Here is a 20,761-nt window from a genome sequence, read left to right on the forward strand (position 1 = left end):
CATGCAGAACCCAGCATTCCTGAACACCTGCGTCCTCGCCCTTGCCTTGGCCGGCATGAGCCTGGCGCAGGCGGCGGTGTCGCCTGAGCAGGCCGCGCGCTTGAAAACCGATCTGACCCCCTTCGGTGGTGAGCGCGCCGGCAACGCCGATGGCAGCATCCCGGCCTGGCAGGGCGGTTATACCCAGGTCGCGCCCGGCTACAAAGCGGGTGACAAGCGCCCCGATCCATTCGCCGGCGACAAACCGCTGTACTCGATCAAGGCCTCGAACATGACGCAGTACGCCGGCCAACTGGCCGAGGGTACCCAGCTGCTGCTGAAGAAATACCCGGACTATCGCCTGGATGTGTACCCGACTCATCGCTCGGCCGCCGCGCCGCAGTGGGTGTACGACAACACCAGCAAGAATGCCACGCGCGCCGCACTGGACGTGGACAGCGAAAAAGTCTCCAACGCCTATGGCGGCATCCCGTTCCCGATCCCTGAGAACGGTGCGCAGGTGCTGTGGAACTATCGGTTGTCCTGGCAGGGCGGCGACACCATCAGCTCGCCGTTCGATACCTGGCTGATGACCGCCGGTGGCAAGAAAGTCCAGGCGACCCGGGCCCAGTACACCTATCAGTTTCCCTACTACGTCGAAGGCGGGAGCCTGGAAAACTATTCGGGCAAGTACCTGCTGGGCAAGCTGTTCACCGAATTGCCCTCGTCCAAGGCCGGCGAGGGCCTGATGACCCATTGGGACCTGGACCCGGCCAATCGTGCGGCCTGGCAGTACCTGGTCGGTCAGCGCCGGGTTCGTCGTGCACCGAACATTGCCTATGACACACCGGACTTCGTGACCTCCGGCGTCGGCCTGTTCGATGAGGCGTTCATGCTGTTCGGGCCCACTGATCGTTATGACCTCAAGCTGGTGGGCAAAAAAGAACTGATCGTCCCCTACAACAATAACCGCGCCGCGCTGGCCAAGAGCGACGAGCTGGTCAAGGTCGGCTTCCTCAATCCTGACCTGGTGCGCTGGGAGAAACATCGGGTCTGGGTCGTCGAGGCCACGCTCAAGTCTGGCAAGCGCCATGTCGTGCCGCGTCGCACCTACTACGTCGACGAAGACTCCTGGCAGATCCTGATGGCCGACGGTTATGACGCCCAGGGCAAGCTCGGTCGGCAGATGTATTCGCTGACGCTGCTGGCACCGGACCTGCCGGCCCTGACCGCACAAGTCATGTGGGGCAGCTACAACCTCGACACCGGGGCCTACTTCCTCAATTCGTCGAGCAACGACCTGACAGTCCAATACCAGAAGGTCGCGAAGCCTTCAGCGTCCTATTTCACGCCGGATGCCATGGCCAACGAAAACATGCGTTGAACCAGTGGTGGCCGTGACGAGGGAGTTCGGCGCGGCCACTGACGATTTTCCAGGCGGGATGACGATATGAACGTTGAAAAAATCTTCGCGCACCGCGGTCCGCTATGGGCAGTTTGTGCCCTGGTGAGTTGCCTGTGGGCGGGCGTGCCTTGGGTCGCGCAGGCCACGACCTTGGCCGTACTGCAGCAACCGGCGCTGCCAACGGCCAAGGCGCCGCGCGCGGTATTGCTCGGGCTGGCCCGGGCCGGTGAGCGCCTGGTGGCGGTCGGTGAGCGCGGGATCGTGCTGCTTTCCGACGATGCCGGAATGAATTGGCGCCAGGCCAAGGTGCCGGTCAGCGTCAGCCTGACGGCGGTGCAATTTGTCGATGCCGAACAGGGCTGGGCGGTCGGTCATCTGGGCGTGGTACTGCACAGCCGGGACGGCGGCGAAACCTGGGAAAAGCAACTCGATGGCGAGCGTGCGATCGCCCTCGCGATGCAGGTTGCAGAGCGCGATGCCAATGAGCCCGGCGGTGCCAGCCAGTTGACGCAGGCTCGGCATATGCTCGCCGACGGGCCGGATAAACCGCTCCTTGACCTGTATTTCGTTGATCGCCTGCACGGCTACGTCGTGGGGGCGTACAACCAGATCTATCGTACCGACGACGGCGGGCGTAGCTGGCAACCGTGGATGCGTCATGTCGACAACCCGCAGGGCTTGAACCTGTATGGCGTCCGTGGCGTGGGCAAGGACCTGCTGCTGGCGGGAGAGCGCGGCCTGCTGTTGCGTTCGAGCGATGGTGGACAGTCGTTCCACGCCTTGAAGTCACCGTATGAAGGCAGTTTTTTCGGCCTGCTTGGCACCCGCGACGGGGCCTTGATTGCCTACGGTCTGCGTGGCAACGCCTGGTGGTCGGACGATCGAGGCAACAGTTGGCGACGCCTTGAGACCGCTATCGAGTCGACGCTGGCGGCGGCGCTTGAGCTGCGCGACGGCAGCCTGTTGTTGGCCAGCCAGGGCGGTGAGTTTTTATTCAGCCATGACCAAGGCCGCAGCTTTGACAAGCGTCAGAGCCGCAGCGGTGGCACGGTTGCCGCCGTGCAACAGGCGGTCGATGGCAGCCTCGCCAGCGTCGGTTTGAGCGGCGTGGCCGCCGACCAGGATCCGCGAGGCTCCAGTAAACCTTGAAACTTCACGGTGTAGCGCTATCGGGCCACGGCTCGTGCAACAGGAGTCAAACTTGAAAGACGACAGAATCCAAACCGTGATCGGCCGCCAGGAAGACTTCGACCGGGCGTCGGGCAATTTCGCCGAGCGGGCGATTTTCAACCATCGACCGCTGGTAATCCTGCTGTGCCTGCTGGTGACCCTGGTGCTGGGCTGGCAAGCCACGCGCATCGGTATCAATGCCAGTTACGAGAAGACCATTCCCACCGGGCATCCCTACGTCGCCAACTTCCTGGAGAATCGCAGTGAGTTGAGTGGCCTGGGCAATTCGCTGCGCATCGCCGTGGAGGTCAGGCAGGGCAGCATTTTCACCAAGGACTATCTCGATACTCTGGCCAGGCTCAATGATGAGCTCTATCTGCTACCGGGCGTCGACCGCCCCTATATGAAATCGTTATGGACCCCGACCACGCGCTGGACCGCCGTGACGGAGGAGGGGCTCGATGGCGGCACGGTGATCCCTGACGATTATGATGGCTCGGCCAGCAGCATCGAGCAGGTGCGCACCAACGTCGGCCGTTCCGGTGAAGTCGGCCAGTTGATCGCCGGCAACTACAAGTCCAGTGTGATCTTCGTGCCGCTGCTGGAGATCAACCCGCAGACGGGCAAGGCGCTGGACTATGGTGAGTTTTCCCGGCAACTGGAGGCGTTGCGAGACAAGTACCAGACCGACGACCTGCGGATCCATATCACCGGCTTTACCAAGATCGTCGGCGACCTGATCGAGGGAATGACCCAGGTCCTGCTGTTTTTCGTGGTGGCGGTACTGGTGACGGTGATGGTGCTGTTCGGCTACACCCGTTGTGCGCGCAGCACCCTGGTGGTGGTGACCTGTTCGCTGGCCGCCGTGCTTTGGCAACTGGGGCTGCTGGCACTGCTCGGTTACGAGCTGGACCCATACTCGGCACTGGTGCCGTTCCTGGTGTTCGCCATCGGCATGAGCCACGGCGCGCAGAAGATGAACGGCATCATGCAGGACATCGGCCGGGGCACCCACCGGGTGGTTGCCGCGCGTTATACCTTCCGCCGGCTGTTCGCCGCCGGCATCACCGCTCTGCTCTGTGATGCGGTGGGCTTTGCGGTGTTGCTGCTGATCAACATCCGGGTGATCCAGGACCTGGCGGTCACCGCCAGCCTCGGGGTGGCGGTGCTGATCTTCACCAACCTGATCCTCTTGCCGATCCTGCTCAGCTACATCGGCGTCAGCCCGGCAGCGGCGCAACGCAGCCTGAGCGCGGAAACCACCGAACAGCAAGCGCAGATCAAACATCCGCTGTGGCGCGTGCTCGATCTGTTCACCCAGCGGCGCTGGGCCATTGGCGCCATGCTGGCTGGCTTGTTGTTGGCCGCGTCTGGTTTTGCCGTGAGCCTGCACCTGAAGATCGGCGACCTGGACCCCGGCGCTCCGGAACTGCGTGCCGACTCGCGCTACAACCGCGATGCGCTGTTCATGACGCAAAACTATGCGGCCAGCTCGGACATCTTCGTGGTCATGATCAAGACCCCGGAGGATCAGTGCACCCGTTACGCCAGCCTGTCGGCGGTCGACGCGCTGGCCTGGCAACTGGAGCAATTGCCCGGCGTGGAATCGACCACCTCGATGGCGGCGCTGAGCAAGATCGCCACGGCCGGGTATAACGAGGGCAATTTCAAATGGTATGAGCTGATCCCCAACGACGGCGCGCTGGGCGCCGTGCAAACCCGCGCGCCGCGAGAGCTGTTCAACCAGGGCTGCTCAATGCTGTCGCTGTACGTCTACCTGGCCGATCACAAGGCTGATACCTTGAACCGCGTGGTGGAGGCCAGCGAGCAGTTCATCGCCGGGCATCAGCTGCCAGAGGTCAAGTTCATGCTGGCGGCCGGCAGTGCGGGGATTGAAGCGGCGACCAATATCGTCGTGAAGAAATCCATGCGCGAGATGCTCTTCTGGGTCTACGGCGCGGTCAGCCTGTTATGCCTGCTGACGTTCCGCAGCTGGCGCGCCACCCTCTGCGCGATGCTGCCGCTGATGCTCACCTCGATTCTGTGCGAAGCGCTGATGGTGGGGCTGGGCATGGGCGTGAAAGTCGCGACGCTGCCGGTCATCGCTCTGGGCGTGGGCATCGGCGTCGATTACGCGCTCTATGTGCTCAGCGTGATCCTGGCGCGCATGCGTGCCGGCGACACCCTCGCCCAGGCGTACTACCAGGCGCTGTTATTCACCGGCAAAGTGGTGTTGCTGACGGGCATGACATTGGCGGTGGCGGTGTCGACCTGGGCTTTTTCGCCGATCAAGTTCCAGGCCGACATGGGGATTTTGCTGGCCTTCATGTTCCTGGTGAACATGCTTGGCGCCCTGATCCTGCTGCCGGCCCTGGCATGGTGGCTGTTGCCGCGGAAGGTGTTTGAAAAGAAGCCTGAACTGAGCCGGCGGGAGCGCTGGGTGAGGGGCTGAAGCGGCTTGCTGACTTCAGCCTTTCCATGTGGGAGCGGGCTTGCTCGCGAAGGCGGTTCCACAGTCGAGAAATCTATTGGATCTGCTGCCCCTTCGTGGGCAAGCCCGCTCCCACAGAGCTTGCAATAGCCCCGTCAGGATTCCTGCGCCACCGGCTCTGCCGTGCCCAACCGTGGCCCGGCCGAACGGCGGATCACGCTGAGGATGGCCAACGTCGCCACCACCAATCCAGGGGAAGTCGCCAGCAGTACCGCAGTGGTCCCGCCGCCAGCCGCGAGGATCTGGCCGGCGGCCAAAGGCCCGGCCACCGAGCCCAGGCGCCCGATGGCAACGGCTGCACCGACGCCGGTTGCGCGCACCGCCGTAGGGTAGGAGGGCGGCGCCGAGGCATAAAGCACCAATTGCGCCGCCATAACGAACAACCCGGCGGCAAACCCGGCGATGCCCATCGGCATGATGCCCACCGACAAACCGACCCCGGCCAGGGCGCTCAGCAGGCCGGCATAGACAAACAGCACTACCTTGACGGCGTTGAAACGATCCAGCAACAGCCCACCGATCAACGATCCCAGGGCCCCGCCGATGTTGAACAGCATCTGCACCAGGCCGGCCTGGGGTTTGCTGAAACCTTGTTCCACCAGCAAAGAAGGCAGCCAGTTGAGCAACATGTACATCACCGTCAGGGTGAAGAAATAACTCAACCAGAGGCCCAACGTTGTCAGCCCCCGGCCTTCGCCGAACAGCGCCTGACCGGTCGAACCACGGACCTCGCCCGCGACGTGTCGTATCTGCTTGAATGCGCTGGACTCCGGCAGCCACAACAGCATCAACGGCACTACCAGCAAGGGCGCCAGGCCACCGATGAAGAACGTCATCTGCCAGTGCTCGCCAAAGGTCATGGCGACCACTGCCGCCAGCGCGCCACCCAGCGGAACCCCGGCGTACATGACACTGATGGCGGTACCACGGCGTTGTTCGCCCACGGCTTCAGCGCACAGGGCGATGAGGTTGGGCAGGGCGGCGCCCAGTCCCAGGCCGGTCATGAAGCGCACTAGCAGCAGGCTGGAGAATTGCTCGACAAACGCGGTGCCGAGGGAAAACACGCCGAACAGCAGGACAGCGGCAATCAGGATTTTCTTGCGGCCGATGCGATCGGCAATCCAGCCGCCGAAAAACGCACCTGGCAGTAGGCCGATAATTCCCGCGCTGAAGACCCAGCCCATCATCTTCGGGTCCAGGGCGAAGGTCTGTCGCAAGCCGGCAGCGGCGGTGCCGGCCGATTGAAGATCAAAGCCTTCGATCAGCGCGACGATGAAACACAGGGCAATGGTCAACGTCGCACGACGCGGCGGATGGTTCATGGCGAATCCTCTTATTGTTTTTGTCGGGACTGCGGCTCGGAGGGAACCCCGCAGCGCGGGATTAAGATTAACAAAGCTAACTAAAAATTGAATCGCGAGGAGCAAACCCGCGAAATCTTCGGTTTCTCTTGGAAATTCAGCAGTTTGGTATCTATAGGACAAACAGCCGCCATATTGGTTAATCATATTAACGTTCGATTATCGGACATTGCCGATTGACGAAGTACCGGGCCGTTTCCATTCTCTGTCCGCACAGCCCTCCACTCGGGGCTGCCTCGATAGAAAACAACAACAAAAAGCGGACATCGAACATGCCAGATATCATCCGGGACGCCCAGGCGGCGATCCCTGTTTCACCGCTCATTCACTGGTTGGCCGGAACCGGGCTGAGTCTTCTTTGCAGCGTGGCGTTGGCCGAAGGTTTCATCGACGACAGCCACGGCACGTTGACCCTGCGAAATTACTACATGGATCGCGATTACAAGGACGACGGCGCCAAGACTGCGGCCCGGGAGTGGGCCCAAGGCGTGTTCATGAACGTCGAGTCGGGCTTTACCCCCGGTACGCTCGGATTTGGCCTGGATGTACGGGGGCTGCTGGGCATCAAGCTCGACTCCTCGCCGGACCGCAGCGGCACTGAACTGTTGCCGGTGTCGAGCAGCGACAAGCGCGCGGCGGATGAATACTCGCGGCTGGGCGTGACCGGCAAGTTGCGTTTCGGGCAAACCACGGTAAAGACCGGCGATGTCTCGATTTTCCTGCCGTTTGCCTTCGCCAGTCCGTCGCGGCTATTGCCGCAGACCTTCCGCGGGACAACCCTGAGCTCCAAGGACATCGACGGATTGATGCTGAACACCGGTTACATCGATCGCATCGCCCGGCGCGATTCCACCGATTACCAGCCGATGAGCATCGCCTCGCCCAATCGTCGTTTCAACGGCGCGGCGACCTCGTCTCACATGGCGTACGTGGGAGGCGATTATCAGGTCAACAAGGATCTCGGCCTGCGCATCTACCACGCCGAAGTTGCCGATCTGTACCAGCAGAATACCTTCGCCTTGCTGCATAACCTGCCATTGGGTGATGGAGTGCTGACCACCGATCTACGGAGTTTTTTCAGCAGCGAGGAGGGCGCCGCCAAGGCGGGCAAGGTGGATAACCGCAACGTCTCGGCGCTGGTCGGTTATCGCCTGGGCGGGCATCGCGTCAGCCTGGGCTACATGCATTCGAGCGGCGATACGGCAACACCGTACGTGTCGGGCACCGAGCTGATGGGCTTGAGTGAAATGACCATGAGTTCGGACTTTCTCAATGCCAAGGAGCGCACCTGGCAAGCGATCCACGATTATGACTTCGCCGCCGTTGGCGTGCCTGGCTTGCGGACCCGGTTGCGTTACGTGCGTGGCGACCATATCGAGCTGGCGGCCCTCAATGCCGAGGATCGCAAGGAGCGTGAGTTCCAGATGGAGTTGGGTTATGTGATCCAGAGCGGCCCGCTGAAAAACGTCGGCCTGCTGGCGCGCAAGTCGATCTACCGAAACGACTTCCCGGGAACGGCGGCGTTTCGCGATGAAAACCAGACCCGGTTCCTGGTGACGTACAGCGTGCCGATCTGGTGAAGCCAGTGAGGCCGTCATTGACGAGCTTTCGTGGCGAGGGAGCTTGCTCCCGCTGGGCTGCGCAGCAGCCCCAAGCTATTGGCCGCGACGCTTCAGGCAAACCGCGTCTACTGTGTTGGGGTCGCTGCGCAACCCAGCGGGAGCAAGCTCCCTCGCCACAGGGAGGAGCGAGGTTCCTTACTGATAAACCTTTTTCAGCAACCGCAGCAGTTCCTCGCGTTCGGCACCATTGAGGGCGGCGGTGGAGTCCAGGTCGCTCTGGGCGGCGATCTGCTTGAGCTCCTTGAGCAGGGTTTCGCCGGTCTTGCTCAGGAAAATCCCGTAGGAGCGCTTGTCCGGCTTGCAGCGCACCCGTACGGCCAGGGCGCGGCTTTCCAGTTTGTTCAACAAGGGCACCACTTGCGGTGGCTCGATGGCCAGCGCCTTGGCGAGATCGGCCTGCATCAGGCCGGGGTTCTGGTCGATGATCGCCAGGGCCGAGAACTGGGCCGGTCGCAAGTCGTGGACCGCGAGACGGCTGATCAGGTTCTGGAACAGTTTCAACTGCGCGCGACGCAAGGCGTAACCGATCAGGTCATCCAGCGCGGAATCCAGCGGCGCCTGCGTGTCGGTACCGTCGGCCAGGGGCGCGGCGGCGGCTTCGGCAAGCTTGGAAGACTTGGCCATCGAAAGGTGCATCCTCAAGGTCAGTGATTAACAAGGCTATCCAGTTTGCCGGGGTTGCCGCGCGGTGGCTACGGTCGCTGGTATTTTTTGTTCTCCGGCGTTGCATCCAGGCCGCCAGGAAAATACAGATAAATCGATTAATAGTTAATTGACATAACTAATATTCAAGGTTAGTTTTTCTCCATCTTCAGCCAAGAACAAGAGAGCACGCGCCATGAGCAACTACGAAGGTCGCTGGACAACGGTCAAGGTCGACATCGAGGAAGGCATCGCCTGGGTGACCCTCAATCGCCCGGAAAAACGCAACGCCATGAGCCCGACCCTCAACCGCGAGATGATCGATGTGCTGGAGACCCTGGAACAGGATCCCGCCGCTGGCGTGCTGGTGCTGACCGGTGCGGGGGAGGCCTGGACCGCCGGCATGGACCTCAAGGAATATTTCCGCGAAGTGGATGCCGGGCCGGAAATCCTCCAGGAAAAAATCCGTCGCGAAGCCTCGCAATGGCAATGGAAACTGCTGCGCATGTACGCCAAGCCGACCATTGCCATGGTCAACGGCTGGTGCTTCGGCGGCGGCTTCAGCCCGCTGGTGGCGTGCGACCTGGCGATCTGCGCCGACGAAGCCACCTTCGGCCTTTCGGAAATCAACTGGGGCATCCCGCCCGGCAACCTCGTGAGCAAAGCCATGGCCGATACCGTGGGTCATCGCCAATCCCTGTACTACATCATGACCGGCAAGACCTTCGGCGGGAAAAAAGCCGCCGAGATGGGCCTGGTCAATGAAAGCGTACCTCTCGCGCAACTGCGTGAAGTCACCGTGGAGCTGGCGCGCAACCTGCTGGAGAAAAACCCGGTGGTGCTGCGCGCGGCCAAGCATGGTTTCAAGCGTTGCCGCGAGCTGACCTGGGAGCAGAACGAGGACTACCTCTACGCCAAGCTGGACCAGTCGCGCCTGCTCGACACCGAGGGCGGCCGCGAGCAGGGCATGAAGCAGTTCCTGGACGACAAGAGCATCAAGCCGGGCCTGCAAACCTACAAACGCTGAGACGACAGCGCGGCGGGCGCCATCGTGGGCCCGCAGGTTGTTCGTCCAAGGCCCTCGGCGCTACTGTGAACGTGTTCCCGATAAAGACAATAAAGAGGAATCACCATGCTGGACGTGCCCCTGTTGATTGGCGGCCAGTCGTGCCCGGCCCGCGATGGCCGGACCTTCGAGCGCTGCAACCCGGTGACCGGTGAAGTGGTGTCCCGTGTGGCCGCCGCCACGCTGGAAGATGCCGACGCCGCCGTGGCCGCCGCCCACGCTGCCTTCCCGGCCTGGGCCGCGCTGGCGCCCAACGAGCGTCGCACCCGCCTGTTGCGTGCGGCCGAGCAGTTGCAGGCGCGCAGTGGCGAATTCATTGCCGCCGCTGGCGAAACCGGCGCCATGGCCAACTGGTACGGCTTCAATGTGCATCTGGCGGCAAACATGCTGCGCGAAGCCGCCTCCATGACCACGCAAATCAATGGCGAAGTCATCCCTTCGGACGTGCCCGGCAGTTTCGCCATGGCCTTGCGTCAGCCCTGTGGCGTGGTGTTGGGCATCGCGCCGTGGAACGCCCCGGTCATTCTCGCCACCCGCGCAATCGCCATGCCCCTGGCGTGTGGCAACACTGTGGTGCTCAAGGCCTCGGAAGTCAGCCCGGCCGTGCACCGCCTGATCGGCCAGGTGCTGCAGGACGCCGGCCTGGGCGATGGTGTGGTCAATGTCATCTGCAATGCGCCCACGGATGCGCCGGCCATTGTCGAGCGCCTGATCGCCAACCCGGCGGTACGGCGGGTCAACTTCACGGGCTCGACCCACGTCGGCCGCATCGTCGGCGAACTGTCGGCGCGTCATCTCAAGCCGGCATTGCTGGAGCTGGGCGGCAAGGCACCGCTGCTGGTGCTCGATGACGCCGATCTTGACGCAGCGGTGGAGGCGGCGGCGTTTGGGGCCTACTTCAACCAGGGCCAGATCTGCATGTCCACCGAGCGCCTGATCGTAGACGCGAGCGTGGCCGATGCCTTTGTCGCCCGACTGACCGCGAAGATCGCGACCCTGCGCGCCGGCGATCCTGCCGCGGGTGATTCGGTGCTGGGCTCGCTGGTGGATGCCAGTGCCGGACTGCGCATCAAAGGCCTGATCGACGATGCCCTGGCCAAAGGCGCCAGATTAGTCGCCGGCGGCCAACTGGACGGCAGCATCCTTCAGCCTACCTTGCTCGACGGCGTCACCCCGGACATGCGCCTGTACCGCGAAGAGTCCTTCGGACCGGTGGCGGTGTTGCTGCGCGGCGACGGTGACGAAGCGTTGCTGCGCCTGGCCAACGATTCCGAGTTCGGCCTGTCGGCGGCGATCTTCAGCCGCGATACCAGTCGCGCCCTGGCGCTGGCCCAACGAATCGAATCCGGAATCTGCCACATCAATGGCCCGACCGTGCACGACGAGGCGCAAATGCCCTTCGGCGGGGTCAAGTCCAGCGGCTACGGCAGCTTTGGCGGCAAGGCCGCCATCGAGCATTTCACCCAGTTGCGCTGGGTGACGATGCAGAACGGCCCACGGCACTACCCGATCTGAAAATCCGTCGCATCGCCGGCGATGGGCCGCCCGAGCCATCGTCCGATGCAGGCCAGACATGACAATCACAAGGCCGCAGCCAGACGCTGCCACGCTCCGCTCGCGTCAAGCGACCCGAGTGTGCCTTGATGGAGGAGATGCACCGTGAGTTCCGAGTTCAGATCATCCTCCCGGCCCGAACCTGCGCGCTATCGCCAGGTGTCGATCGGGCATCCAGCCGTTGAAGTGAAGGAAGAGCAGGGCATCCTGCACATGCGCTCTCTGGAGCCCTTGGCGCCGTTGCCGTCGCGCCTGCTCGATCGCCTGGTGCACTGGGCCCGGGTGCGACCGGACCAGACGTTCATTGCCGCTCGCGAAAACCAAGGCGATTGGCGTCACGTCAGCTATGCCGAAATGCTCGCCAGCGTACGGGCCATTGCCCAAGGCCTGCTTCGTTATGGCCTGTCGGCCGAAAAACCCCTGGCGCTGCTCTCGGGTAACGACATCGAGCACTTGCAAATGGCCTTGGGCGCGATGTACGCCGGGATTCCCTATTGCCCGGTGTCGCCGGCCTATTCGTTGCTGTCCCAGGATTTCGCCAAGCTGCGGCACGTCTGCGACCTGTTGCGGCCGGGGCTGGTATTTGTCAGCGAGGCCGCGCCGTTCGAGCGCGCGATCAATGCGGTATTGCCTATGGATATCCCCCTGGTCAGCGTGCGCGGAGAAATACCCGGCCGCGCCAGGACAAGCTTCGCCAGCCTGCTGGCGCAGCCGGGCGGCAGCGAGGCCGAGCGGGCTTTCACCGCCACCGGCCCGGACAGCATCGCCAAGTTCCTGTTCACCTCCGGCTCCACCAAGCTGCCGAAGGCGGTGATCACCACCCAACGCATGCTTTGCGCCAACCAGCAGATGCTCTTGCAGACCTTCCCGGTGTTTGGCGAGGAACCACCGGTGCTGGTGGATTGGCTGCCCTGGAACCATACGTTTGGTGGCAGCCATAACGTCGGTATCGTGCTGTACAACGGCGGCACCTTCTATCTGGACGATGGCAAGCCCACCGTCCAGGGCTTCGCCGAAACCCTGCGCAATCTCAAGGAAATTTCCCCAACCGCTTACCTGACCGTGCCCAAGGGCTGGGAGGAATTGGTCAGCGCGCTGGAACAGGACGTCGAGTTGCGCGAGCGCTTCTTCAAGCGCATCAGCCTGTTCTTCTTCGCTGCGGCGGGGCTTTCGCAGAGCACCTGGGATCGCCTCGACAAGGTGGCCGAGCAGCATTGCGGCGAGCGCATCCGCATGATGGCCGGCCTAGGCATGACCGAAGCGTCGCCGTCCTGCACCTTCACCACCGGGCCGCTGTCCATGGCCGGCTACATCGGCTTGCCGGCGCCAGGTTGCGAAGTGCGGATGGTGCCGGTGGACGGCAAGTTCGAAGGGCGCTTTCGCGGGCCGCACATCATGCCCGGCTACTGGCGTTCGCCGCAGCAGACCGCCGAGGTGTTCGACGAGGCCGGTTTCTATTGTTCGGGCGACGCCATCAAGCTGGCCGATCCCGCCAACCCGCAGTTGGGGCTGATGTTCGACGGGCGCATCGCCGAAGACTTCAAATTGTCCTCCGGCGTGTTCGTCAGCGTCGGGCCGTTGCGCAACCGCGCGGTGCTGGAGGGCACGCCGTACGTCCAGGACCTGGTGGTGACGGCGCCGGACCGCCCGCACCTGGGCGCGCTGGTATTCCCGCGCCTGCATGACTGCCGGCGCCTCTCGGGCCTGGCGCAGGACGCCAGCGACGCCGAGGTCCTGGCCAGCCCGCCGGTGCGCCAGTGGTTTGCCGACTGGTTGCAGCGCCTGAACCGCGAAGCCAACGGCAACGCCAGTCGTGTTGAGTGGATCGCACTGCTCGACGAACCCGCTTCCATCGACCGTGGCGAAATCACTGACAAGGGCTCGATCAACCAGCGCGCCGTGTTGCAATGGCGCGCGGCGAAGGTCGAGGCGCTGTATCGGGGAGAAGACCCAACGGTCCTGCGCGCCGGGTCGACCTGTTAAGGAACCCAGATTGTGGGAGCGGGCTTGCTCGCGAATGCGTTCTGTCAGCTGAAAATTCATGACTGACACTCTGCTTTCGCGAGCAAGCCCGCTCCCACATGTTGCTCACGGCGTGTTCCTCTCTGCCGTCGTGACACACCGCCCCAAGCCTTCTACTATGGCGGCTCTCTCTCTTCTGGAAATCCCTTGGATGAGCAAGCCCGGCCAAACGGTGCTGGTTGCGTTGCGTCGGATGATCGCCTCCGGCGAGCTGGCGGCCGGCGAGCGGCTGATGGAAATTCCCACGGCGCAGCTGTTCGGTGTCTCGCGGATGCCGGTGCGCATGGCGTTTCGCACCCTGGAGCAGGAAGGGCTGCTGGTGCGTTTTGGCGGGCGGGGTTTCCAGGTGCGCTCGGTCAGCGCCGAGGAGATTGCCGGCGCGGTGGAAGTGCGTGGGGTGCTGGAGGGCCTGGCCGCCCGGCAAACCGCCGAACGCGGCTTGTCCGAGGAGGCTCGCCGGGCGCTTGAGCAGTGCCTGGTCGATGGCGATGAACTGTTCGCCAAAGGTTATGTGACCGAAGAGGACCTGGAGGTCTATCACGACCTCAACATGCGTTTTCACCAGGTAATCGTCGAGGGCAGCCACAACCCGGCCATCGCCGACGCCCTGGCGCGCAACGATCACCTGCCGTTCGCCTCGGTCACGGCCCTGGCGGTCGATCGCCAGAACATGGCCGGCGAATACCGCCGCTTCAACTATGCCCACATGCAGCATCATTCGGTGTTCGATGCGCTGGTCAATCGCCAGGGCGCCCGGGCCGAGGCGATCATGCGCGAGCACGCCAACGCGACCCTGCGCTACGCCGAGGTGTTTGGCTCGACGCTGGCGGATGAGCGGATGAAGGTGATCCTCCGATCGGACTGAGCACTTGTGGGAGCGAGCCTGTGTGGGAGCGGGCTTGCTCGCGAAGGCTGTGTATCAGTCGATATTTATGTTGCCTGAGCTACCGTTTTCGCGAGCAAGCCCGCTCCCACAAGGTGGACTACCCTCATGCAGTTGGACACCAATCTGACTCTGGGGTCAGTCCACGGAACGGTGCGCCCGATGTTAAAGATCCAGCACCAACAACGGCGTCCTCGACCTCGAACAGCACGGCGTGAACTGGTCGTTACAGGCTTGCTCGGCTTCGGTCAGGAACATGTCCCGATGGTCCGGCACGCCTTCCAGCACGCGGGTCAGGCAGGTGCCGCAGACGCCTTGCTCGCAGGAAATCGGAACCTCGATGCCATGGCTTTCCAACACCTGGACCACGCTGCGGTCCGCCGGCACCTCGAAAACCTGACCGCTGCTGGCAAGCTTCACCGAGAAGCGGCCATCGCCTGTGGTGTCGATCGGCGCCGCGGCGAAGTATTCCCGGTGCAGATTGGGTTCCCGCCAGCCCTGGGCCTTGGCGGTGTCGAGGATGTGCTGCATGAACCCGCCGGGACCACAGACATACAGGTGCAGGTCGGCGCTGGGCGAAGCCAGTATCCGAACGGCATCCAGTGCCGTGGCGGGTTCTTCATCGAAATGCAGGAATACCCGGTCGGCGTAAGGCGACTGCTCCAGGCGTTCGACAAAAGCGGCGCGGTCCCGGGACCGGGCACAGTAGTGCAATGCGAACGCAGCGCCGCTCTGGGCCAGGTGCTCGGCCATGCACAGGATTGGCGTGATGCCGATGCCGCCGGCGAACAGCAGGCTGCCCTGGGCCGCAGGGGCCAGGGCAAACAGGTTGCGCGGTTCGCTGATCAGCAGCCGTGCGCCCGGCTGGATCTGTTCATGCAGGCTGCGTGAGCCACCTCGTGACGAGGGATCCCTGAGCACGCCGATGAGGTAGCGATGCCGTTCTTCCGGGTGATTGCACAGCGAGTACTGGCGAACCAGCCCATCGGGCAAATGCACGTCGATATGGGCGCCGGCGGTAAACGCCGGCAGTGGCTGACCGTCGATGCTGGTCAGCTCGTAGCTGCAGATGTCCGGGGTTTCAATAGTGCGTGCCGCGACCTGGACTTCGATCATGGCCGTTGCTCCGCGTGTTGCGGCTGCCGGGTACTGGCGATCAGGGCGGCCTGTTGCTCACGCTCGCGGGCGATCCAGCGTTCCAGTACCCGACGCGACTGCACGCCGCCGGCATCGATGTTGAGCTTGAGCAGATTGCGTTGCGGATGGTCCAGCAGGTTGCGCTGCTGGCGTTCGAGCATCTCCAGGTCTTCGCTGAAGATCTTGCCCTGGCCCTCGCGAATACTCGCGGTCAGCGCTTCGTCCTGAGGCTGGAAGTGGCGGGCCATGCCCCAGAAGTACCAGATGGAGGTCTCGGTTTCCGGCGTGATGAAATCAACGACGATGCTCGACGCCTTGTATTGCGGCGCGGCGTGATAGCCACCGTGGCCGGCATGGGCCACGCCGACTTCGATCATTACGTGGCTGGGCGGGGTGAATCGGCAGATCTGCCAGCGATCCACCGGCACGTCGTCGGCCAGGTTGTTGCCGCGCAGCGCCATGCGCCAGAAGGGCGGAGCCATGATGTTTTCCATGTGGCGGGCGGTGACTACCTCGTCGCCTTCGACCGTGGTCACTGGCGGTGCCTCGTCGATTTCCTTCTGGCCGATGCTCGAGGCATGCACGTAGGTTTCGTGGGTCAAATCCATCAGGTTGTCGATCATCAGGCGATAGTCGCAGTGGATATGGAAGAGGCCGCCGCCATACGCCCATTCCTGGTTCTCCGCCCATTCCAGAGGGTGGATCAGCGAGGGGTCGGCCAATGCCTGTTCACCCGGCCAGACCCAGATAAACCCGTAGCGCTCCTGCACGGCAAAGGTCTTGTTGCAAGGAAATCCCCGAACCCGTTGCCCGGGCATCTCGATAGTCTTGCCGTCGTCCCCCATGACCAGCCCATGGTAGCCACACACCAGGTTGCCATTCTCGACATAACCGAGCGAGAGCGGTGCGCCTCGATGGGGACAGAAGTCCTCGACGGCCGCGACTTTGCCGGCTTGCCCGCGGTAGAAAACCATTTTCTCGCCACAGATCTGCCGACCCAGCGGCTTGTCGGCAATCTCGTCCGGGGTGCAGGCAACGTACCAGGCGTTCTTGGGGTACATGAGAGGGATCTCCAGGCTGGTTTGTTTTTATCTGTGGATCCATTAACTCTCTTAACTAATTTGCTTGTCAACGGTTTTGGTGGTTGCGCAGATGATCGGTGTTTCTCAATGGATCCATTGATCGCTTTAAAACCGATAAGTCGCCGGCACTTGCGCCTCGATGAATCGCTGCATGTGTTCGAGGAAGCGCGCCTGCAGTTTCGACAGCGGTCCATGGATCGGCAGCAGCATGCTGAAGTCCATTTCAATTGCCGGTTCGAAGGCACGGAAGACGATGCCGTTGCCGCGGTATTCAACGGCACTGATGGCGTCCACCAGGGCGACGCCCAGGCCTTGCTCAACAAAAGTGCACATCGGTTGGGACAATTGGGTTTCCAGGCGCAGCTCACGCTCGACGCCGTGAGCGGCGAAAATCGCGTCGATGTGTTGCCGGGAGCCGATGGATTGCGGATAGGAAATGAACCGTTCGCCCTGCAGGTCTTCCGGCTTGATGGACGCGCGATCCTGTAGCCGATGGCCGGCGGGCAGGGCGCAGAGCATGCGCGTAGCCAGCAACTTTTCAGCGCGGGGACTCGGGTAGGTATTGGGCAGGACGATCAGGCCCAGGTCACAGCGCTGGCCTACCACCAGGTCGACGACTTCCCGCGAGGAATGCACTACCAGCGAGATCTGCACCTGCTCATGCTCGGCCATGAACGCGGCAATCGCCCGCGGCAGGAACGACAAGCCCATGGCCGGCGCGCAGGCAATGTGCAGTGAACCGCGCTTGAGGTTGCGGATGTCCTGGGCCGTGCGCGCGATCCGCTCCACCCCCAGCAGCGAGCGCTGCACCTCCTGATACAGCGTCATGGCCTCGGCGGTCGGTTGCAGCCGCCCCTTGATACGGTCGAACAGGCTGAAGCCGATGTCTTCTTCCAGGCTGGCAATCAGCCGGGTCGCGGCGGGTTGCGAGATGTGCAGCATTTCGGCGGCGCGGGTCACCGTCTGGCCGAGGATCACCGCGCGAAACGCTTCCAGCTGGCGGAGGTTCATAAGGATGCTCACCCATAACAAAAAGACATGAGCTATCAAAAATAAAGCATTTTTAATGAGCGTGGCAGCATCCTAGGATCGATCGCATGAACTCGCCCGGCCATGAATCGGCACTTCGCCGTACTTCAAGGCCTTTGGAACAGCGATAAAGCAGTCATGCAAAAAACTGATGTGATCATCGTAGGCGGCGGCCTGGTGGGTATGTCCATTGCCTATGGCCTGGCCCTGCTCGGGCGCCAAGTGAGCGTGCTCGACGAGGGCGACGACGCGATTCGCGCCGCCCGTGGCAACTTCGGTTTGCTCTGGGTCCAGGGCAAGGGCTACGGAATGAGCCCGTATGCACAATGGACCCGTGATTCGGTGGCGCTGTGGCCGCGCTTCGCCGAAGCGCTGCAAGCCGACACGGGTATCGATATCCATCTGCGCCAGCAGGGCGGTTTCCAGTTGTGCCTGAGCGAAGCGGAAATGGCCGAGGAAGCCGCGCGCCTGGCGTGGCTGCGCGAGGCCCTCGACGGTGATTATCCCTATGAGCTGCTGGACAGAGCACAACTGCGCGGCCGTCTGCCGGGTATCGGCCCCGACGTGGTGGGCGGCTGTTTCTCGCCCATGGATGGTCACGTCAACCCGCTCAAGCTGTTGCGTTCGCTGCATGCGGCCTGCAAAGCGCGTGGCGTGACGTTGATCAATGGTCACCGCGTCGAGGCCATCGAACCGCACGCCACGGGTTTGCAACTGCGCGCCGCAGATCAGCGCTGGTCTGCCGCTCAGGTTGTCCTGGCCGCGGGCCTGGGCAATCGGGGATTGGGCGAAAGGGTCGGATTGGACGTGCCCGTGCAACCCAATCGCGGGCAGATCCTGGTGACCGAACGACTCAAGCCGTTTCTCCATTACCCCACGACGTATGTGCGCCAGACCGACGAGGGCACCGTGCAACTGGGCGATTCCCATGAGTCGGCCGGCTTCGACGACAGCACCGGCAGCCAGGTCATGGCCGCGATCGCCCGACGCGCCGTGCAGTGTTTCCCACTGCTGGGTGACGTACGCCTGGTGCGGGCCTGGGGCGCGTTGCGGGTGATGAGCGCCGACGGGTTTCCGATTTACGAAATGCCCCAGGGCTGCCCGGGCCTGGCGGTCGTCAGTTGCCACAGCGGCGTGACCTTGGCCGCTGTTCACGCCCTGCGCCTGGCCCCGTGGATTGCCGGCGAGTTCGATGACCCAGCCGTCAAGCCATTCGGCCTGCAGCGCTTCAATTCGCCAACCGAGGTGCGTCATGTCGGCTGAAAGCCTGTTCCGGCCTTTGGCCGTCTCGCAGAACCAGGTACTGATCGAGTTCGACGGCAAGCCCTTGAGCGTGCCGGGTAATGTCTGCCTTGCGGCGGCGCTGCTCGCCAGCGGAGTCCGGCATACCCGTGAAAGCGCTGTCAGCGGCAGGCCCGCTGCGCCGTACTGCCTGATGGGCGTGTGCTTCGAATGCCTGGTGCAAGTGGACGGCCAGGCCAACGTCCAGTCGTGCCTGGTGGCGGTGCGCCCGGGCATGCGTGTGCAACGCCAACGCGGCGCCGTCAGCCTGGCGCCGAACGAGGAGGGGACCGATGAGTAACGCCGTGATCGACTTGATCATCATCGGCGCCGGACCGGCCGGCATGAGCGCCGCCATCGAGGCCAGGGACCATGGATTGTCGGTCGTGGTGCTGGATGAGCAGGGCAGTCCTGGCGGGCAGATTTATCGCCAAGTGCTTCAAGCCGATGCCCGCAGCCGCGCGGTGCTGGGCGAAGACTACAGCGCCGGTGCGCAGCTGGCGGCGGATTTTCTCCAATGCGGGGCTCGTTACCTGCCCAACGCGGCGATCTGGCAAGTCACCCCCCAGCGTGAGGTGCACTACCTGATCGACGGCTGCGCAGAGGTTTTGCGCGGGCGCAATCTGCTGATCGCCACGGGCGCCTTCGAACGGCCGATGCCGATTCCCGGCTGGACCTTGCCTGGGGTCATGACGGCCGGTGCGGGGCAGATCCTGCTCAAGAGCGCGACGCTGGTACCGGCTGGGCCGGTGGTCCTGGCGGGTTGCGGTCCGCTGTTGTACCTGCTGGCGGCGCAGTACCTGCGCGCCGGCATTGCCGTCGAGGCGCTGGTCGATACCAGCCATCGTCGCGAGCTGCTGCGGGCCTGGCGACTGATTCCCGGTGCGTTGCGCGGCTGGCGCGACTTGTTCAAGGGCGTGGGGCTGCTGGCCGAGTTGAAGCGTGGCGGCATCCGCCATTATCGCGGTGCCGGCAACCTGCGTGTCGAGGGTGAGGATTGCGCCAGTGCACTGAGCTTCGAGAGTAAAGGGCGCCACTTCCAAGTGCCCGCCGGATTGATTTTATTGCACCAGGGTGTGGTGCCGCACACGCAGATCAGTTGGTCGTTGCGCCTGGAGCATGACTGGAGCGAGGCGCAACTGTGCTGGATTCCACGGCGCGATGGCTTTGGCCAAACCAGTGCGCCGGGCATTTTCATCGCCGGTGACGGCGCTGCCATTGGCGGCGCGCAGGTGGCGCGCCTGGAAGGGCGACTCGCTGCGATGGCGATTGCCGGTGTTTCTTGTGGAGCACGCGGCCTCGAGAAAGGCCTGCGTCGTGCTCGTGCTGCCCGGCCCTTGATCGATGCGTTGTATCGCCCCCCGGCAGAAAGTTGCGTCCCACCCGACGACGTTATCGTGTGTCGCTGCGAAGAAGTCACGGCTGGCGCTATCCGCCGCTACGTCGACCTCGGTTGCCTGGGTCCCAACCAGACCAAAGCCTTCAGCCGTTGCGGCATGGGCCCGTGCCAAGGGCGCCAATGCGGCTTGAGCGTCACCCAGATCATCGCCGCCCAGCGCCGCGTGTCGCCCGCTGAAGTCGGTTACTACCGCATCCGTCCCCCCCTCAAACCCATCACGCTGGCCCAACTGGCCGGCGAACGTCACTGCGTCGAGGAACCGTCATGACTATTCAACGTATCGAAAGCAACCCGCGCCTGAGCCGTAGCGTCGTGCACAACGGCGTGGCCTGGCTCAGCGGCATTGTCGCCGCCGATTGCAACCAGGACATCCAGGGCCAGACCCGCCAGGTGCTGCAGCGGATCGACGAATTGCTCGCCGCGTCGGGCAGCGACAAGCGCCGCCTGCTCAGCGTGCAGATCTGGATGAAAGACATGGGCCGCGATTTCGCTGCGATGAACGCAATCTGGAGCGACTGGGTCGACGCCGCGCATACCCCGGCGCGAGCCACCGCGCAGGTGGCGTTCGATGACCCGCAGATCCTGCTGGAACTGATCGTGACCGCGGCAGTGTAGGACCGCCGGACACCGCTGTGCCG

The 20,761-nt window shown here is 63.3% G+C and carries 17 protein-coding genes; 12 read left to right on the forward strand and 5 right to left on the reverse strand.

Annotated features, from left to right (window positions below):
- Nucleotide 1 precedes the first annotated feature (1 nt).
- The 3 genes from J3P89_RS11965 (at nucleotide 2) to J3P89_RS11975 (ending at nucleotide 5,006) form a co-directional block, all read left to right on the forward strand.
- Nucleotides 2–1,363 carry a DUF1329 domain-containing protein gene (locus J3P89_RS11965; RefSeq protein WP_434574051.1) on the forward strand — a complete coding sequence of 454 codons (1,362 nt, stop codon included), beginning with the start codon at nucleotides 2–4 and terminating at the stop codon, nucleotides 1,361–1,363.
- Nucleotides 1,364–1,429: 66 nt separating this feature from the next.
- On the forward strand, nucleotides 1,430–2,533 hold the full coding sequence (locus J3P89_RS11970) for a WD40/YVTN/BNR-like repeat-containing protein (RefSeq protein ID WP_434697639.1): 1,104 nt from the start codon (nucleotides 1,430–1,432) through the stop codon (nucleotides 2,531–2,533).
- Between the two features lie 52 nt (nucleotides 2,534–2,585).
- Complete coding sequence (locus tag J3P89_RS11975) at nucleotides 2,586–5,006, forward strand: efflux RND transporter permease subunit (RefSeq protein WP_434600857.1); 2,421 nt, start codon at nucleotides 2,586–2,588, stop codon at nucleotides 5,004–5,006.
- A 134-nt stretch (nucleotides 5,007–5,140) separates the two neighbouring features.
- On the opposite strand, the gene mhpT is transcribed toward J3P89_RS11975, so the two are convergent.
- On the reverse strand, nucleotides 5,141–6,367 hold the full coding sequence (mhpT, locus tag J3P89_RS11980) for a 3-(3-hydroxy-phenyl)propionate transporter MhpT (protein ID WP_434697640.1): 1,227 nt from the start codon (nucleotides 6,365–6,367) through the stop codon (nucleotides 5,141–5,143).
- A 311-nt stretch (nucleotides 6,368–6,678) separates the two neighbouring features.
- On the opposite strand from mhpT, the gene J3P89_RS11985 reads away from it, so the two are divergent.
- Nucleotides 6,679–7,986 carry an OprD family porin gene (locus J3P89_RS11985; RefSeq protein ID WP_434697641.1) on the forward strand — a complete coding sequence of 436 codons (1,308 nt, stop codon included), beginning with the start codon at nucleotides 6,679–6,681 and terminating at the stop codon, nucleotides 7,984–7,986.
- Nucleotides 7,987–8,163: 177 nt separating this feature from the next.
- Here J3P89_RS11985 and J3P89_RS11990 read toward each other — a convergent pair whose 3' ends face one another.
- Complete coding sequence (locus tag J3P89_RS11990) at nucleotides 8,164–8,652, reverse strand: MarR family winged helix-turn-helix transcriptional regulator (RefSeq protein WP_434574059.1); 489 nt, start codon at nucleotides 8,650–8,652, stop codon at nucleotides 8,164–8,166.
- A 214-nt stretch (nucleotides 8,653–8,866) separates the two neighbouring features.
- Here J3P89_RS11990 and J3P89_RS11995 point away from each other — a divergent pair, with 214 nt between their 5' ends.
- The 4 genes from J3P89_RS11995 to J3P89_RS12010 all read left to right on the forward strand — a co-directional run bounded on the left by J3P89_RS11995 (nucleotide 8,867) and on the right by J3P89_RS12010 (nucleotide 14,177).
- Nucleotides 8,867–9,697 (forward strand): p-hydroxycinnamoyl CoA hydratase/lyase, encoded by an 831-nt coding sequence (locus tag J3P89_RS11995; protein ID WP_305500902.1) that lies wholly within the window; start codon nucleotides 8,867–8,869, stop codon nucleotides 9,695–9,697.
- A gap of 105 nt (nucleotides 9,698–9,802) precedes the next feature.
- Complete coding sequence (locus J3P89_RS12000) at nucleotides 9,803–11,251, forward strand: aldehyde dehydrogenase (protein WP_434697642.1); 1,449 nt, start codon at nucleotides 9,803–9,805, stop codon at nucleotides 11,249–11,251.
- Nucleotides 11,252–11,395: 144 nt separating this feature from the next.
- Nucleotides 11,396–13,273 carry a feruloyl-CoA synthase gene (locus tag J3P89_RS12005; RefSeq protein WP_434697643.1) on the forward strand — a complete coding sequence of 626 codons (1,878 nt, stop codon included), beginning with the start codon at nucleotides 11,396–11,398 and terminating at the stop codon, nucleotides 13,271–13,273.
- Between the two features lie 190 nt (nucleotides 13,274–13,463).
- The gene (locus J3P89_RS12010) at nucleotides 13,464–14,177 is read left to right on the forward strand and encodes a GntR family transcriptional regulator (RefSeq protein ID WP_434697644.1); all 714 of its coding nucleotides are present in this window, start codon (nucleotides 13,464–13,466) and stop codon (nucleotides 14,175–14,177) included.
- Between the two features lie 183 nt (nucleotides 14,178–14,360).
- Here J3P89_RS12010 and J3P89_RS12015 read toward each other — a convergent pair whose 3' ends face one another.
- The 3 genes from J3P89_RS12015 to J3P89_RS12025 all read right to left on the reverse strand — a co-directional run bounded on the left by J3P89_RS12015 (nucleotide 14,361) and on the right by J3P89_RS12025 (nucleotide 17,425).
- Nucleotides 14,361–15,311, reverse strand: a complete 951-nt coding sequence (locus J3P89_RS12015) for a PDR/VanB family oxidoreductase (protein ID WP_434697645.1) — start codon at nucleotides 15,309–15,311, stop codon at nucleotides 14,361–14,363.
- Nucleotides 15,308–16,393, reverse strand: coding sequence for a Rieske 2Fe-2S domain-containing protein (locus J3P89_RS12020; protein ID WP_434697646.1), 1,086 nt, complete (start codon nucleotides 16,391–16,393; stop codon nucleotides 15,308–15,310). Before J3P89_RS12020 ends, J3P89_RS12015 begins: the two co-directional genes overlap by 4 nt.
- Before the next feature lie 126 nt (nucleotides 16,394–16,519).
- Nucleotides 16,520–17,425: a LysR substrate-binding domain-containing protein gene (locus J3P89_RS12025; RefSeq protein ID WP_434697647.1), complete on the reverse strand. Its 906-nt coding sequence runs from the start codon at nucleotides 17,423–17,425 to the stop codon at nucleotides 16,520–16,522.
- Nucleotides 17,426–17,581: 156 nt separating this feature from the next.
- On the opposite strand from J3P89_RS12025, the gene J3P89_RS12030 reads away from it, so the two are divergent.
- The 4 genes from J3P89_RS12030 to J3P89_RS12045 are packed head-to-tail and all read left to right on the forward strand — an operon-like array spanning nucleotide 17,582 to nucleotide 20,738.
- Nucleotides 17,582–18,706, forward strand: a complete 1,125-nt coding sequence (locus tag J3P89_RS12030; RefSeq protein ID WP_434697648.1) for an NAD(P)/FAD-dependent oxidoreductase — start codon at nucleotides 17,582–17,584, stop codon at nucleotides 18,704–18,706.
- Nucleotides 18,696–19,025, forward strand: coding sequence for a (2Fe-2S)-binding protein (locus J3P89_RS12035; RefSeq protein WP_434697649.1), 330 nt, complete (start codon nucleotides 18,696–18,698; stop codon nucleotides 19,023–19,025). Before J3P89_RS12030 ends, J3P89_RS12035 begins: the two co-directional genes overlap by 11 nt.
- Nucleotides 19,018–20,391 carry an FAD-dependent oxidoreductase gene (locus J3P89_RS12040; RefSeq protein WP_434697650.1) on the forward strand — a complete coding sequence of 458 codons (1,374 nt, stop codon included), beginning with the start codon at nucleotides 19,018–19,020 and terminating at the stop codon, nucleotides 20,389–20,391. The genes J3P89_RS12035 and J3P89_RS12040 overlap by 8 nt, the downstream gene beginning before the upstream one ends.
- Nucleotides 20,388–20,738, forward strand: a complete 351-nt coding sequence (locus tag J3P89_RS12045) for a RidA family protein (protein WP_434600848.1) — start codon at nucleotides 20,388–20,390, stop codon at nucleotides 20,736–20,738. The genes J3P89_RS12040 and J3P89_RS12045 overlap by 4 nt, the downstream gene beginning before the upstream one ends.
- Nucleotides 20,739–20,761: the final 23 nt, after the last annotated feature.

The sequence above is a fragment of the Pseudomonas sp. Z1-14 genome (genome assembly GCF_051132005.1).
Taxonomy (GTDB): Bacteria; Pseudomonadota; Gammaproteobacteria; order Pseudomonadales; family Pseudomonadaceae; genus Aquipseudomonas.